Consider the following 13,870-nt stretch of genomic DNA (forward strand, 5'->3'; position numbering starts at 1 on the left):
CTGTCCAACCGGTGGTGGGTTGCCGTCGGAAACGGGTTCGGGGCGGGTGTGGAGGGACCCCGGGTGGCCGACAGGCGGCCGACGGCGATGGCCTGAGGGCGGACGTCACGATGCGAGCTGTCGCGTGCGCGGACGCGGGAACACGGCGTACGCCGGACAGGTGTGGCTCGGACAGGTCACCGACCGTCGACCGGGTCGCGGGACCCGATGCCCTTCGAGGTGTCGGTAACTCCGAACGGGAGGGACGTGCCCTCGACTCCTTGGCGGAACATAGCATGTTATCGATAACATGCTCAAGGCGAGTGGCGACCGGGCAGCGAGGGCCGACGGCGATGACGCCCACGAGGTGGTTCTCGGGCGTTGTCGCTGACAGTGGCCGGCACGGCGGGCTTGTCGGTTGGCCCCGGGGACGGGGTGCACGCGACAGTCGGTCACAGGTGGTGGAGTTTGGTCCGACGTATCTCGCCGGAAATGGGCCCTAACGATGCCACAACATGGCTGTAAGACCTTGGCAACATGAGTGTGACCATGGCAAGGTAACGCCTGATCGCAGGAAACATCCGATCTATCGCGCAAGGCGCTGCGGGTGTGGACCCGTGGGTGACTTCCTGGGAGGTCCGGTTGCTGAGAAGTGCGTTGTTCGCCGGTGCAGACGCCTGTGAAACCGGGGGCACAGTGGAGGAAGGTCGGGTCCGACGATGAGTGCTGTCGAGGCAACGGCGGACGCCCGGGGCGGCGCGCTCAACGACTGGTTGCGGGAGCGCATCTCCCACGCGCTCTCCGAGTTCACCGCGGCCACCGCGCTCGTCGTCCTGTTCATCGCGTTGAGTTTCGCCAGTCCCTACTTCCTGACGGCGGACAACCTGTTCAACATCGGCGCGCAGACCGCGGTGATCGCCATCATCGCCGCCGCGCAGACGATGGTCATCATCACCCGGGGCATCGACCTGTCGGTCGGGTCGGTCGCCGCGCTCGCCGGTGTGGCGGGAGCGATGGTCGTCCGTGACCTGGGTTTCCCACTCCTCGCGGCGACGGCGGTCGCGATCGGCGTCGGCGCCCTGGCCGGGCTGCTCAACGGGCTGCTGGTGACCGTCGCCCGGATACCCCCGTTCATCGCGACGCTCGGCACGATGTCGGTCGGCCGGGGCCTTGTCTTCATCATGACCGGGGCGGTCGGCGTCTACGGTCTGCCCCGGTCGTTCCAGCTGCTCGGCAACGGGGAGATCATCGGCATCCCGTTCGCCGTGGTGATCACCGCGGTGGTCGCCGTCGGGGTCGCGTTCCTGCTCTCGCAGACCCGCTTCGGGCAGTACACCTACGCGATGGGTTCCAACCTGGAAGCCGCGCGCCGCTCGGGCATCGCGGTGGGCCGGAACCTGACCTACGTGTACGTCCTGGCGGGTGTGCTCGTCGGTCTGGGCGGCATGATCGCCGCCTCCCGGGTCAACTCGGGTCAGCCGAACTACGGCATCTCGTTGGAACTCGACGTCATCGCCGCAGCGGTCATCGGCGGCGCGAGCCTGTTCGGGGGGCAGGGCCGGATCGTCGGGACCATCATCGGCGCCTTCCTCATCGCCCTGGTCCGCAACGGCGCCGTCCTGCTCGACATCAGCATCCACTACCAGCAGGTGATCGTCGGCCTGATCATCTGGGCCGCCGTCTACTTCGACCAGTACCGCCGTCGGCGGCTGGAGTCACGGGGCTGACATGCCGTTTCCGGAGTTCGACAGAGGAAGGACGCACACCATGTCACACACCACCACCAGCCGACGGCCACGAGGGCGTCTCCTGCGCGCACAGGTCATCCTCGCCGCCGCCGCGGCGACCGCTCTGCTCGGCGCGTGCGGCGGAGTCGAGGTCCGCGACGGAGGTGACGGCGCGTCCAAGGACGCGAGCGGTCCGCTGAAGCTCGCCGTCGTGCCGAAGGCGGTCGGGGCCGACTACTGGAACACGGTGAAGGCGGGCGCCGAGTGCGCCGCGCAGCGCGCCGGTGACGTCACGGTCCAGTGGGACGGGGTGACGACCGAGACCGACGTCGAGGGTCAGGTCAACCTCATCCAGAACTTCGTCACCAAGAAGGTCGACGGCATCGTCTACGCGGCGACCGACTCCAGCGCGCTGGCGCCCGCGACCGACCAGGCGCTCGCCGCGAAGATTCCGGTCGCGATGATCGACTCCGGCACCAGCCCGCAGCCGTCGGGCGTGCCCCTCTTCGCCACCGACAACCGCGCGTCGGCCACCGAGGCGGCGAAGTTGCTCGCCACCGAACTGGGCCCCGGCAACCACCAGGTCGCCCTGGTCGAGTTCCAGCCCGGCTCGCAGACCAACACCGAGCGGGTCGACGGGTTCAAGGCCGGCCTCGCGCAGTTCCCCAATCTGAAGCTGGTCGGCCAGCAGCCCAGCCGTAGCGATGTCAACGAGGCCCGGCGGGTCACCGAGAACATCCTCACCGCGAACCCGAACCTCGCCGGCATCTTCGCGGCTAACGAGCCGAGTGTGCTCGGCGCCGCGCAGGCCATTCAGGCGGCGGGCAAGTCCGGCAAGGTGGTCATCATCGGATGGGACGCCGCTCCGGACGAGGTCGCTGGGCTGCGCAGCGGCCAGATCTCCGCGCTTGTCGTGCAGAACCCGTTCAAGATGGGCTACTTCGGCGTCGACAAGATGGTCAAGCACCTCCGGGACAAGGCGCCGCTGGCGTCGGCGGACACCGGCGTCACGTTCGTCACCAAGAAGAACATCGACTCGGCGGAGATCAAGGCGGTGCTCGAGCCCAGCTGCGCCAACCCCCCGGTGCAGTGATGGCCACCGCCGCAACGGCCACCGCCGAGAACGACCAGCCGGCCGCCGACGAACCGCCGGTCCTCGAAGCCCGGGGCATCGTCAAGCGGTTCGGCCACGTCGAGGCGCTGCGCGGTGCCGACTTCACCGTGCACAAGGGTGAGGTCGTCGCGCTCATCGGCGACAACGGTGCCGGAAAGAGCACACTGATCAAGACGTTGTCCGGTGTGCACGCGCCCGACGAGGGTGAGATCCGGGTGGGTGGCCGTCCCGTGCACTTCGCGACGCCTGTGGACGCCCGGCGCGCGGGGGTGGAGACCGTCTACCAGGATCTGGCGGTCGCTGACGACCTCAGCGTCGCCGCCAACCTCTACCTCGGGCGGGAGATCCTGCGCTCCGGGCCGCTCGGCCGGCTGGGGCTGCTCGACAAGCGCGCCATGCGGCAGGGTGCCGCCGCGGCCCTCGCCGAGCTGGGCGTGCGGATTCCCCGGGTCACCACGCCGATCGCGATGCTGTCCGGTGGGCAGCGGCAGTGCGTGGCGGTGGCACGGGCGATCATCTGGGCGACGAACGTGGTCATTCTCGACGAGCCGACCGCGGCGCTGGGCGTCGTGCAGACCGGGCGGGTGCTCGACGTCGTTCGCCGGGCCCGGGACGCTGGCATGTCGGTGGTGCTGGTCAGCCACAACATGCCGCAGGTGCTCGAGATCGCCGACCGGGTGGAGGTGCTGCGCCTGGGCCAGCGGGCGGCCCGGCTGCGTGCCGACGAGGTCACCACCGACGACCTGGTCGCGGCAATGACCGGGAGCACTGGCGCGGAGCGGGACGAGCGGTGACGGGGGTCGCCCGTCCGTGACCGTGCACGGTGGACCGGTATCGGTTTCGCCGGCGCGCGGAGCGGGCGGGCGAGCACTGCCCCTGCGCGTCGCCGCCCGTCTCACCCCTCGTCGGGCAGCCCCTGTAGCGACTCCTCCACACCGATCAGGTGGTTGGCCATCCGGGTGCGGGCCCGCTCCGGGTCGCGTGCCCGGAGGGCCTTCAGGATCGCCACGTGCTCGTCGTGGGTACGCCGGTCGGCGCCCTCCTCGTGCAGGCTCCGCCAGAGCCGTCCGCGGAGGGTGCGCCCGGCGAACGCCTCGATCAGGCCGATGAGCACCGGGTTGTCGGCGTGTGCGGCGATGATCCGGTGGAACGCGATGTCGATCTCCATGATGCGCTCATGGTCCTGCGGAGACCGACCGGCGATCCGGGCCGCCTCGTCGAGCAGCTCCCCGGCCTGGGCGAGGGCCTCGTCGGTGATCCTGGTCGCCGCCAATCGGGCGGCCTCGCACTCGAGCAGGCGGCGGACGGTGTGGATGTGCCGCCCGTCGCCCTGGCCCTGAAAGTCGACGACGAAGCCCATCGGGGCCAGCAGTTGCGGCGCGTCGAGGTTGGTGACGTACGTGCCGTCGCCCTGGCGGATGTTGACGATGCCGAGGATCGACAGCGCCGACATCCCCTCGCGCAGCGATCCCCGCGAGACGCCGAGGGACTCGGCCAGGTCCTTCTCGATGGGCAGCCGGTCTCCGGGCTTGAACGTCCCTTCGAGGATCATCCGTTTGATGCCGTTCACCACTTCGTCGGTGCGGGACATGACACCTCCTAGCGGCCGGCGGGGGTGGCCGCCCCACCCGCGATCACGTACGGCTCCGGAGATGACACCGTAGCCGGCTCGGCCGTGGCCCAGTAGAGGCCATCGGGGAACCGGTACCGCGCGATCGACTCGGGGTGCATCCGGGTGGAGTAGCCGGGCGTGCCGGGCAGCACGTAACCGCTGCCCGAGCCGGTGTCCCGGACGACACACGGATCGGTGAAGTGCTCGTGCAGGTGGTCGACGAACTCGGTCACACGACCGGTGAGATCCCCCGAGATCGCGACGTAGTCGAGCACCGACACGTGCTGGACCATCTCACAGAGCCCGACACCGCCGGCGTGCGGGCACACCGGGACGTCGAACTTCGCGGCGAGCAGCAGCACGGCGACGATCTCGTTGATGCTGGCCAGCCGGCCGGTGTCCAACTGGCAGAAGTCGATGGCCTCGGCCTGGAACAACTGCTTGAACATCACCCGGTTGTGGCAGTGCTCGCCGGTGGCGACGCCCACGGGAGCGACGGCGCGGCGTACGGCGGCGTGGCCGAGGATGTCGTCCGGGCTGGTCGGCTCCTCGATCCACAGTGGCGAGAACTGGGCGAGGGCCTTTACCCACTCGATTGCCTGGTCGACGTCCCACACCTGGTTGGCATCGATCATCAGGTTGCGGTGCGGGCCCAGGATCTCCCGGGCGATCCGACACCGCCGGATGTCGTCGTCGAGGTCGGCGCCGACCTTGAGCTTGACGTAGCCGTAGCCGGAGTCGACCGCCTCCTGGCACAGCCGGCGCAGCTTGTCGTCGCCGTAGCCGAGCCAGCCCGCCGAGGTGGTGTAGGCCGGGTAGCCGGTGCGCGCCAACTCGGCCAGGCGGTCGGCCTTCGTGCTCTGCTTGGCGCGCAGGATGGCCAGTGCCTCGTCCCGGGTCAGCGCGTCGGACAGGTAGCGCAGGTCCGCGATGTCGACGAGTTGTTCGGGGGACATGTCGGTGAGCAGCCGCCACAGCGGCTTGTCCGCGAGTCGCGCGGCCAGATCCCAGGCCGCGTTCAGCACGGCGGCCAACGACAGGTGGATGACGCCCTTTTCCGGTCCGAGCCAGCGCAGCTGCGAGTCCGAGGTGAGCAGGCGGTAGACGGCGCCCATGTCTGCGGCCATCGTCGTCACGTCCAGGCCCACCAGGCGGTGGGCCTGGTGCACCGCCGCCGCGACGACGATGTCGTTGCCCCGCCCGATGGTGAAGGTGAGGCCGTGACCCGCCAGCGGGGCGCCGGCGCCGTCGACGCCGTCGGTGTGCAGGACGACGTAGGCAGCCGAGTAGTCGCCGTCCTTGTTCATGGCGTCGGACCCGTCAGCGGTCAGCGAGGTGGGGAAGCGGACATCCTCGACGGTGACGCCAGTGATCTGCGGCATGCGCTCCTCGCCCGACTAGGCTAAAGATCTGATGATCATTTGGAGTATACGGAGGCCCGATCGGGTGCGTCAACGACATCGATCGACCTATGCCAATATAGATCCGATGTCTTATGCTCTCCGGCGACGTCCGGTGACCGCTTCCGTTCTCCGCCCGCCGGGGCGTTCCCCGAGCCCGCCGGACGGACCGGGGCGGGAAGGTCGCGACGGGCTTCGGTGGACGCCGACGCTGCTTATCGACCCTCTCGTAGGGCGGCCTACCTGCTCCGCCGCACTGCCGACCGGGCAGGGCGACACCGTCTCGGTCGGGGCTGGGTGGTTCCGCGAACGTCGATGAAGCCCGATGAAGATTAGATGTTCACGGCGACGACCACCGACGGCAGCGGGAGGCGTTATCGATGCCGCTGCGTTGATACATCGCATCTTTGTGGACGTCTAGTGCTGTCGGTGAGTCGCGGTCGGCGGGGGCGTATGTCGGTCTCGTCCGGGATCAGGCGAGCGCTGCCAGGTCGGCGAGGAGCTGCTGCACCCGGGTCCGAATGTCGTCGCGGATTCCACGCACGGCCTCGACGTCCTTGCCGGCCGGGTCGTCGAGTTTCCAGTCCTCGTAGCGCTTGCCGGGGAAGACCGGGCAGGCGTCGCCGCAGCCCATTGTCACGATGACGTCGGAGGACTCGGCGGTGGCGTACTCCAGGAGCTTTGGGATCTGGTCGGTGATGTCGATGCCGACCTCGCGCATGGCGGCGACGGCGGCGGGGTTGATCGTCTCGGCCGGGGCGGAGCCGGCCGAGCGGACCTCGACGGCGTCGCCGGCGAGGTGGCGCAGCCAGCCGGCGGCCATCTGGGAGCGGCCGGCGTTGTGGACGCAGACGAACAGGACGCTTGGTGTGTCGCTCATCGTGACGCCTCTCGGTCGAGGGGTGTGGCAAAGAGGCGGCGGCGCGCCCAGAGCGAGACGTGGACGAGGCCGACCAGCACGGGCACCTCGATCAGCGGCCCGACGACCCCGGCGAGCGCCTGGCCGGAGGCCACGCCGAAGGTGCCGATCGCGACCGCGATGGCGAGTTCGAAGTTGTTGCCGGCGGCGGTGAACGCGAGGGTGGTCGTGCGCGGGTAGCCGAGGCCGAGGGCCCGGCCGAGAGCGTAGGAGCCGGCCCACATGAGCGCGAAGTACACAAGCAGCGGCAGGGCGATGCGGGCGACGTCGAACGGCCGGCCGGTGATGGCGTCGCCCTGCAGGGCGAACAGGATCGCGATGGTGAACAGCAGCCCGTACAGGGCGACGGGGCCGATGCGGGGCAGGAGGCGGGATTCGTACCAGTCACGACCCCTGGCGCGCTCGCCGAGGCGGCGGGTGAGGTAGCCGGCAAGCAGCGGGATGCCGAGGAAGACGAGCACGTTGCGGGCGATCTCCCAGGCCGAGACGCGCAGCTCGGCGCCCGACAACCCGAGCCACCGCGGCAGCACCGACAGGTAGAACCAGCCGAGCAGGCCGAAGGTCAGGACCTGGAAGACCGAGTTGAGCGCGACCAGGACGGCCGCGGCCTCGCGGTCGCCACACGCGAGGTCGTTCCAGATGACGACCATGGCGATGCAGCGGGCGAGGCCGACGATGATCAAGCCGGTGCGGTACGCGGGCTGGTCGGCCAGGAACACCCAGGCCAGGGCGAACATCACGGCCGGCCCGACGAGCCAGTTGAGGACCAGCGACGAGATCAGCAGGCGGCGGTCGCCGGTCACTGTGCCGAGTCGGTCGTAGCGGACCTTCGCCAGCACCGGATACATCATGACCAGCAGGCCGAGCGCGATCGGCAGTGAGATCCCGCCGACCGCCACCGCGTCCAGCGCGTCGTCGAGCCCGGGGATCAGGCGGCCGAGGAGCAGTCCGACGACCATGGCCAGCCCGATCCAGACGGGAAGGAACCGGTCGAGTCGGGAGAGTCGACCGACGACGGCGCTCGCGGCCGGGTCGGTCTGGCGGGTGAGGGTGCTCACGAGCACTCCGGCCGGGCGGCGGTAGCGGCGTCGGCACCTGTCGGCACGACGGTGAGCAGCGCGGCGAGTTGCCGCAGGACCGTCGGTCGGGCGCGGTAGTAGACCCAGGTGCCGCGGCGGTCGGCGTCGACGAGCCCGGCCTCGCGCAGCGTCCGCAGGTGGTGCGAGATGGTCGGGCCTGTCAGGTCGAACGCGGGGGTGAGGTCGCAGACGCAGATCTCGCCGCCCTCGGCGGAGGCGATCATCGACATCAGCTGCAGGCGGACCGGGTCGCCGAGGGCCTTGAACGCGGGGGCGAGCGCGGCTGCGGTCTCGGCCGGCACGCGCCGCTCGGACAGGGGCGGGCAGCACAGCACGTCCACGGCCGCTTGTTTCGACATTTCTCTAGGTTGACAGACATCTAATCAGCGTGCAACTGTCTGATTCGACAGACGTCGAGACAGTGTCTTCTGGCCCGAGACCGGAACGGAGCCCGCCGATGACCGACCTGACCACGCGCCCGCTGACCGCCACCGACGCCTACCGTGTCCTGACGATCTACCAGGCGGGCCTCGACAGCGGTGACGCCAGCTTCGAGACCACCGCGCCGACCTGGGAGGCGTTCGACACCACCCGGTTGACCGCGCACCGCTTCGTGGCCGTGGACGCCGATGGCGTCATCCTCGGCTGGGTCGCGGTCACACCGACATCGAGTCGCCCGGTCTACGCCGGAGTGGTCGAGCACTCCGTCTACGTCGACCCGGCGGCCCAGGGGCGCGGCGTCGGCCGGGTGTTGCTCGACGCGCTGATCACCTCGACCGAGGCCGCCGGCATCTGGACCATCCAGTCCGGCATCTTCCCGGAGAACACCGGCAGCCTGGCCCTGCACCGGCGGGCCGGGTTCCGTGTCATAGGCGTCCGGGAGCGGATCGGCCGCCACCACGACCGCTGGCGCGACGTCGTCCTGCTCGAACGCCGCAGCCCCACCATCAGCTGACGAGGAGTCGCCAGATGAACGCCCCACACAGCCTTCCCGTCGTAGTCGTCGGCGCTGGCCCGGCCGGCCTCGCCGCCGCCGCCCACCTGCACGAACGCGGCCTGCCCTTCGTCGTCCTGGAGGCCGGCGACACCCCGGGCGCCGCCGTCGCCCAGTGGGGGCACGTGCGGGTCTTCTCGCCCTGGCGCTACAACATCGACCCGGCCGCTCGCCGGATCCTCGACGACGCCGGCTGGGTCGCCCCCGACCCGGAGACCCTGCCGACAGGGGCGGAGCTGGTCCGCGCGTACCTCCAGCCGCTCGCGGAGCTGCCCCAGCTCACACCGCACGTCCGCTACGGCGCCCGGGTCCAGGCGCTCAGTCGCCTCGGCCTCGACCGGCTGCGCATCGCGGGCCGCGACACCACGCCGTTCCTGGTTCGCCTCGCCGACGGCGACGAGCTGCTGGCCCGCGCCGTGATCGACGCCTCCGGCACCTGGGGCACCCCGAACGTCGTCGGCGCGTCCGGCCTGCCCGCCCGGGGCGAGGCCGACGTCGCCGCGTACCTCGAACACGCGCTGCCCGACGTGCTCGGCGCCGACCGGGACCGCTTCGCCGGGCGCCACACGCTCGTCGTGGGCGCCGGTCACTCCGCGGCGAACACCCTGCTGTCGCTGGCGGACCTGGCCGCCGCCGAGCCCGGCACCGAGGTGACCTGGGCGATCCGCACCGCCTCGCCCGCGCGGACGTACGGCGGTGGGGACGCCGACGCCCTGCCGGCGCGCGGCGCCCTCGGCGCGCGGCTGCGGGCTCACGTCGACGCGGGGCGGGTCCGGCTGCTCACCGGCTTCTGGGTGCACGCCCTCACGCCTGTCGACGGGCGCGTCCGGGTTGTCGTCCGGCACGCCGACGGCGGCGAGGAGTCGGTGCTCGTGGACCGCGTCGTCGCGGCTACCGGCTTCCGCCCGGACCACTCGATCAGCACCGAGCTGCGGCTGGACCTGGACCCGGTGCTGGGCGCGACCCGCGCGCTCGCCCCGCTGATCGACCCGAACGAGCACTCCTGCGGCACCGTGCCTCCGCACGGCGTCGACGCGCTGGGCCACCCGGAGGTGGGCTACTACGCCGTCGGGATGAAGTCCTACGGTCGGGCGCCGACGTTCCTCATGGCCACTGGCTACGAGCAGGTCCGCTCGGTCGTCGCCGCCCTCGCCGGAGACTGGGCCGCCGCCCGCGACGTCCAGCTCGACCTGCCCGCGACCGGCGTGTGCAGCAGCAACGCCGCCGACCCGGTGAGTGGCGACGGCTGCTGCGGTCCGACGCCGGCCGCCGAGCCGGCCCGCCGCGGGCTGGCCACCGGCGTCTCCGGCGGGCTGCTCAGCCTCGTCGCCGTCGACACCGCGTCCGCCGGGGGCTGCTGCGCCGGCTGAGGACACTGCGGTGAGGACGCCCGCCGGCCCCCAGGGCCGCCGTCACCGTCGGCCTGCGCAGGCGACACAGGTACGCGCCGACGGGCGGGCGGCGAGCCGCTCGGCGGGTATGGGGCGCAGGCATCGTTCGCAGACGCCGTAGGTGCCTGCGTCGACGCGGCTCAGGGCCACGTCCAGCTCGGTCAGGCGTCGACGTGCCGCATCCAGGACGGCGCTGAGTTGTGCCCGTTCGAACGCGATCGTGCTGCCCTCGGGATCGTGTTCGTCGTCGGCGTTGGAGGACCGGGACGCCTCGAAGAGGCTCCGCAGGTCGTCCTGAAGCGCCGCGGCCTGGGCCGTGGTCTCGTCGCGCCGGCGCAGCAGGTCCGCACGGATCGCGCGGGATTCGGTGTCCATGGCCGTTCCACAGTACGCGGCACGCGGACCCGCACACGTCTACATGAAGTTGCGGGTGTGCAGGGCGGAGAGCGCGGCCGCCTCGTCCGGTCGGAAACCCAGCCGGACGAGACGGCGCTGGCGGCCCTGGTCCATCGCCTGTTGCAGCGCGCGTACGTGCTCGAAGCCGGCGGCCACGTCATCGGGGTTCCACCCGCCCGCCGCGAGCACCACCAACGCGTCGAAGACGTCCGCGTTGAGGCCCGCGGTGTCGGCCAACGCGTCGTGGCGGCGGTGGATCGCGGCACGGAGTCGGTCCCGCAGCAGCGGGTCGACGGTCGCCTGGTGCTCCAGGTGGGCCATGCCGAACACCACGTGCCGGCGCTCGTCCTGCATCGCCAGCCAGCAGATCCGGCGGGTCACCGGATCGGGAGCGTGCCGCACCAGGAATCCCAGCAGGTCGACGAAGCTGCCCTCGCCGAGCACGGAGAGCAGGAACGACGCCAGGGCGAAATCCGACTCGGCGACGAGCGTGAAGAGCGACTGCCGGCCACCCGCCGAGGAGGTGCCCAGCTCCGCGCCGCGCAGCAGCGCCCGCCGGCTGAAGACCTCCATGTGCCGGGCCTCGTCGGCCACCTGCACCGCGAGGAGCTGCACCACCTCCCGGAAGTGCGGGTGGATGCGGCCGATGAACCGGGCCGGTACGACGAGAGCCGCCTGCTCGTTCTCGACCAGGTAGGTCATGACCTGCACCACCGCGGCCTCGACGTCGGCCGGCAGCGTGAACGTGTCGTCCCACGGCACCGCCGTCTGCGGGTCCCACTGCCGGGCGGCGGCCTGCGCGTACAGGGTGGGGGCGATGTCGGCCCACACCAGATCGCGGTCGTCCAGGTCGAACCGGGCCTCGGGCCCGCCGGCCTCCAGCAGCGCGCCACGGGCGCCGAGCCCCCAGCGCGGCGGTGGGCGACTGTGCAGCGCCCCGGGCAGGGGCGGCCCGGCCCGCTCCGCGCCGAACCAGCGGTCGTCGTCTGCGGTGCCCCGGACGACGACCGCCACCAGGCGACTCCGGTCCGCGGGATCGGGCCATTCGACCCGGTGACCCCGGCTTCGGCACCACGCCGGCAGGTGCACTCCCAGCGCCGCGTCGGTGCCGGAGACCGCCAACCGGCCGCCCGGCGGCAACCCGGCCAGGGCGCGCTGCACCAGCAGGTGCGCGCCACGGTCGAAGCCGAGGCCGCCGAGATCGATGTCGACGTCGGCGGTCACGGCCGGTAGTCCGCGGCGGTCACCCGCCCGTCGGGGGCGTAGAACCCGCTCGCGTCGACCGCCTCGGCGAGGGCCGCGTACCCCGTCGTACGGCCGTCCTGCCAGGCCGTCAGGCCCTCCAGGTCGAGCAACGGTCGCACCTGCGGGTCGGCGTACGACATGCCGCGCAGCAGGTCGCCGAAGAGCCGGACCCCGTCGGACGCCGGCTCGCGCACCGTCATGTTGCAGTGGTCGTACCGCCCGGTCTGCGCGACGATCCGGGTGCCCTCGGGTGGCAGCGTGCCCTCCTGGACGAACATCAGGTGGTTGGCGTCGATCATGCAGGCGGCGTCGACCTCTCCGGCCGCCAGGGCGCGGGCGGCGTCACGTTCGCCGCCGATGTGGTCACCGTGCAGGCCGACACCGACGTCGAACCGGCGCACGTCGACCCGGACTCCGGCCGCGGCGAGGTGGCCGAGCGGGATCAGCGTGGCCTGCGGGCTGTCCACCGCGCCGGTGGCCACCAGCCTCCCGGCGAGATCCTCGACCCGGTGTACCGGCGAGTCGGCGCGCACCACCACGACTGAGGTGAGGTCCCGGTCGGTGTCGCGCATCGTGAGCGCGTGCACCGAGCCGCCGCCGGCCGTCGCCAACCGGTCGGCCCGTAGCCACGCGAGCGGGGAGTTCCAGGCCGCGTCGATGCGGCCGGCGACAAGGTCGTCGACCTGCCGCTCGTAGTGCGAGTAGAGGACGAAGTCGAATTCCAGGCCGCGTCCGCGCAGCCAGCCGCGAAAGCCCTCCCAGATGGTGACGACCTTCGGGTCGTACGCGACCGCGCCCATCAGGACCGACGGCGTCGGCATCAGCGGTTGGCCTCGTCGAGCAGCGGCAGGCCGGTGGCGACGCGGCCCACGAAGTCGTGCAGGGCGTCCGTGGTCGGTGCCATCACCCGGGCGGCTCGGGAGTCCCGGAATCGGCGTTCCAGGCCCAGCTCCTTGCGGAAGGCGCTGCCGCCGCAGAGCCGCATCGCGCCGTCGGTGACGTCCGCGACAGTCTCGCCGGCCAGGGCCTTGACCTGGAGCACGCGCAGTGTCGCGTCGTCCCGGCCGGTCTCCAGCGCGGTGAGGGTGTCGCCGAGAAAGGCCCGCAGGGCGTCGGTGCGGATCGTCAACTGGGCGAAGTCGCGTCGGGCGACGGGCGCGTCACGAAGCGCCGCGCCGGTGTGCGTGAGCGTGGTGCCGGTGAGGTGCCGGCCCGCCTCGGCGACCGCGCTGTCGGCGAGGCCGAGACAGAAGGCCGCGTTGAGCACCAGGAACCAGGGGAGTACGGCGCCGAGCGCGGTGTCGAGGCCGGTGCCGTCGGTGCCCAGCATCGCGTCGACGGGGACCACCACGCCGTCGGCAGTCATCGGCCGGGAGCCGTTGCCGCGCAGGCCGAGCCCGTCGAAGTCACCGGCGACGTGGAGCCCGGCGCTGTCGGCGGGGACAAGCCACAGCGTCATCGGCCCGGCCCCCGGCGCAAGCGGAAGACTCGACCAGACGTAGCTGTCGGTCTCGCCCGCCGAGGTGACCCAACTCTTGCGGGCGTCGAGTCGCACCGCGTCGTCGTCGGACGCCGTCGCGGAGCCGGTGGGCGACCAGAAGTGACTGCGGGAGCCGAACTCGGAGAACGCAAGCGTGGTCAGGTGACGGCCGGCGGCGATGGCCGCGCGGACCTCGTGCGGGCCGTGTGCCTCGACGACGGCCGTCGCCGCGTAGTGCATGAGAACCACCATCGCCGTGGACCCACACTCGGCGGCCAGCCGTTCGACGACGTCGGCGACGACGCGCATGCCCTGGCCGCCCCCGCCGACCTCGGTCGCGCTGGCCAGGCCGAGCAGGCCGGCGGCGGCGAGGGCGTCGACCCCCTCGCGGGGAAACGCCCCGTCGCGGTCGACGGTCCCCGCCCGCGGGCGGATCACGTCCTCGATCACGCTGTTGAGTCTGGTGAGGACATCGGTGCGGGACTGGACACTGTCGACACCTGCCGTCATGCGCGGTGCCCCTTCAGTCGGACC

14 protein-coding genes are annotated in these 13,870 nt (G+C 71.6%); 5 read left to right on the top strand and 9 right to left on the bottom strand.

Annotated elements, in window-relative coordinates; all coding sequences use genetic code 11:
- Window positions 1-698 precede the first annotated feature (698 nt).
- Genes OOJ91_RS01075 through OOJ91_RS01085 form a run of 3 tightly spaced genes read left to right on the top strand, consistent with a single transcriptional unit; the run spans window position 699 to window position 3,614 of the window.
- A complete protein-coding gene (locus OOJ91_RS01075; RefSeq protein ID WP_266241426.1) occupies window positions 699-1,706 on the top strand; it encodes an ABC transporter permease in 1,008 nt (335 codons plus the stop codon).
- 40 nt (window positions 1,707-1,746) lie between these two features.
- The gene (locus tag OOJ91_RS01080; protein ID WP_266241428.1) at window positions 1,747-2,799 is read left to right on the top strand and encodes an ABC transporter substrate-binding protein; all 1,053 of its coding nucleotides are present in this window, start codon (window positions 1,747-1,749) and stop codon (window positions 2,797-2,799) included.
- Window positions 2,799-3,614 carry an ATP-binding cassette domain-containing protein gene (locus OOJ91_RS01085; protein ID WP_266241430.1) on the top strand — a complete coding sequence of 272 codons (816 nt, stop codon included), beginning with the start codon at window positions 2,799-2,801 and terminating at the stop codon, window positions 3,612-3,614. Before OOJ91_RS01080 ends, OOJ91_RS01085 begins: the two co-directional genes overlap by 1 nt.
- A 101-nt stretch (window positions 3,615-3,715) precedes the next feature.
- On the opposite strand, the gene OOJ91_RS01090 is transcribed toward OOJ91_RS01085, so the two are convergent.
- From OOJ91_RS01090 to OOJ91_RS01110, 5 genes are all read right to left on the bottom strand, one after another.
- Window positions 3,716-4,411, bottom strand: coding sequence for a FadR/GntR family transcriptional regulator (locus tag OOJ91_RS01090; RefSeq protein ID WP_266241432.1), 696 nt, complete (start codon window positions 4,409-4,411; stop codon window positions 3,716-3,718).
- 8 nt (window positions 4,412-4,419) lie between these two features.
- Window positions 4,420-5,814: an enolase C-terminal domain-like protein gene (locus OOJ91_RS01095; RefSeq protein ID WP_266241434.1), complete on the bottom strand. Its 1,395-nt coding sequence runs from the start codon at window positions 5,812-5,814 to the stop codon at window positions 4,420-4,422.
- Between the two features lie 490 nt (window positions 5,815-6,304).
- Complete coding sequence (locus OOJ91_RS01100; RefSeq protein ID WP_266241436.1) at window positions 6,305-6,712, bottom strand: arsenate reductase ArsC; 408 nt, start codon at window positions 6,710-6,712, stop codon at window positions 6,305-6,307.
- Window positions 6,709-7,809, bottom strand: coding sequence for an ACR3 family arsenite efflux transporter (gene arsB / locus OOJ91_RS01105; protein ID WP_266241438.1), 1,101 nt, complete (start codon window positions 7,807-7,809; stop codon window positions 6,709-6,711). The genes OOJ91_RS01100 and arsB overlap by 4 nt, the downstream gene beginning before the upstream one ends.
- The gene (locus OOJ91_RS01110; RefSeq protein WP_266241440.1) at window positions 7,806-8,189 is read right to left on the bottom strand and encodes an ArsR/SmtB family transcription factor; all 384 of its coding nucleotides are present in this window, start codon (window positions 8,187-8,189) and stop codon (window positions 7,806-7,808) included. Before OOJ91_RS01110 ends, arsB begins: the two co-directional genes overlap by 4 nt.
- Window positions 8,190-8,287: 98 nt before the next feature.
- Between OOJ91_RS01110 and OOJ91_RS01115 the strand changes: the two genes are divergently transcribed.
- Both OOJ91_RS01115 and OOJ91_RS01120 read left to right on the top strand, forming a co-directional pair.
- Window positions 8,288-8,785: a GNAT family N-acetyltransferase gene (locus tag OOJ91_RS01115; protein WP_266241441.1), complete on the top strand. Its 498-nt coding sequence runs from the start codon at window positions 8,288-8,290 to the stop codon at window positions 8,783-8,785.
- A gap of 14 nt (window positions 8,786-8,799) precedes the next feature.
- Window positions 8,800-10,194: an NAD(P)-binding domain-containing protein gene (locus OOJ91_RS01120; RefSeq protein ID WP_266241442.1), complete on the top strand. Its 1,395-nt coding sequence runs from the start codon at window positions 8,800-8,802 to the stop codon at window positions 10,192-10,194.
- A 42-nt stretch (window positions 10,195-10,236) separates the two neighbouring features.
- Here OOJ91_RS01120 and OOJ91_RS01125 read toward each other — a convergent pair whose 3' ends face one another.
- From OOJ91_RS01125 to OOJ91_RS01140, 4 genes are read right to left on the bottom strand one after another with little or no spacing between them, the layout of a single operon-like run.
- Entirely contained in the window at window positions 10,237-10,590 is a 354-nt protein-coding gene (locus OOJ91_RS01125; protein ID WP_266241443.1) for a TraR/DksA family transcriptional regulator, read from the bottom strand.
- A 39-nt stretch (window positions 10,591-10,629) separates the two neighbouring features.
- The gene (locus tag OOJ91_RS01130; protein WP_266241445.1) at window positions 10,630-11,835 is read right to left on the bottom strand and encodes a ferritin-like domain-containing protein; all 1,206 of its coding nucleotides are present in this window, start codon (window positions 11,833-11,835) and stop codon (window positions 10,630-10,632) included.
- Window positions 11,832-12,677 carry a phosphate/phosphite/phosphonate ABC transporter substrate-binding protein gene (locus tag OOJ91_RS01135; RefSeq protein ID WP_266241447.1) on the bottom strand — a complete coding sequence of 282 codons (846 nt, stop codon included), beginning with the start codon at window positions 12,675-12,677 and terminating at the stop codon, window positions 11,832-11,834. Before OOJ91_RS01135 ends, OOJ91_RS01130 begins: the two co-directional genes overlap by 4 nt.
- A complete protein-coding gene (locus OOJ91_RS01140) occupies window positions 12,677-13,846 on the bottom strand; it encodes an acyl-CoA dehydrogenase family protein (protein ID WP_266241449.1) in 1,170 nt (389 codons plus the stop codon). Before OOJ91_RS01140 ends, OOJ91_RS01135 begins: the two co-directional genes overlap by 1 nt.
- Window positions 13,847-13,870: the final 24 nt, after the last annotated feature.

Origin of the sequence: Micromonospora lupini, assembly GCF_026342015.1 — a bacterium.
Taxonomy (GTDB): Bacteria; Actinomycetota; Actinomycetes; order Mycobacteriales; family Micromonosporaceae; genus Micromonospora; species Micromonospora lupini_B.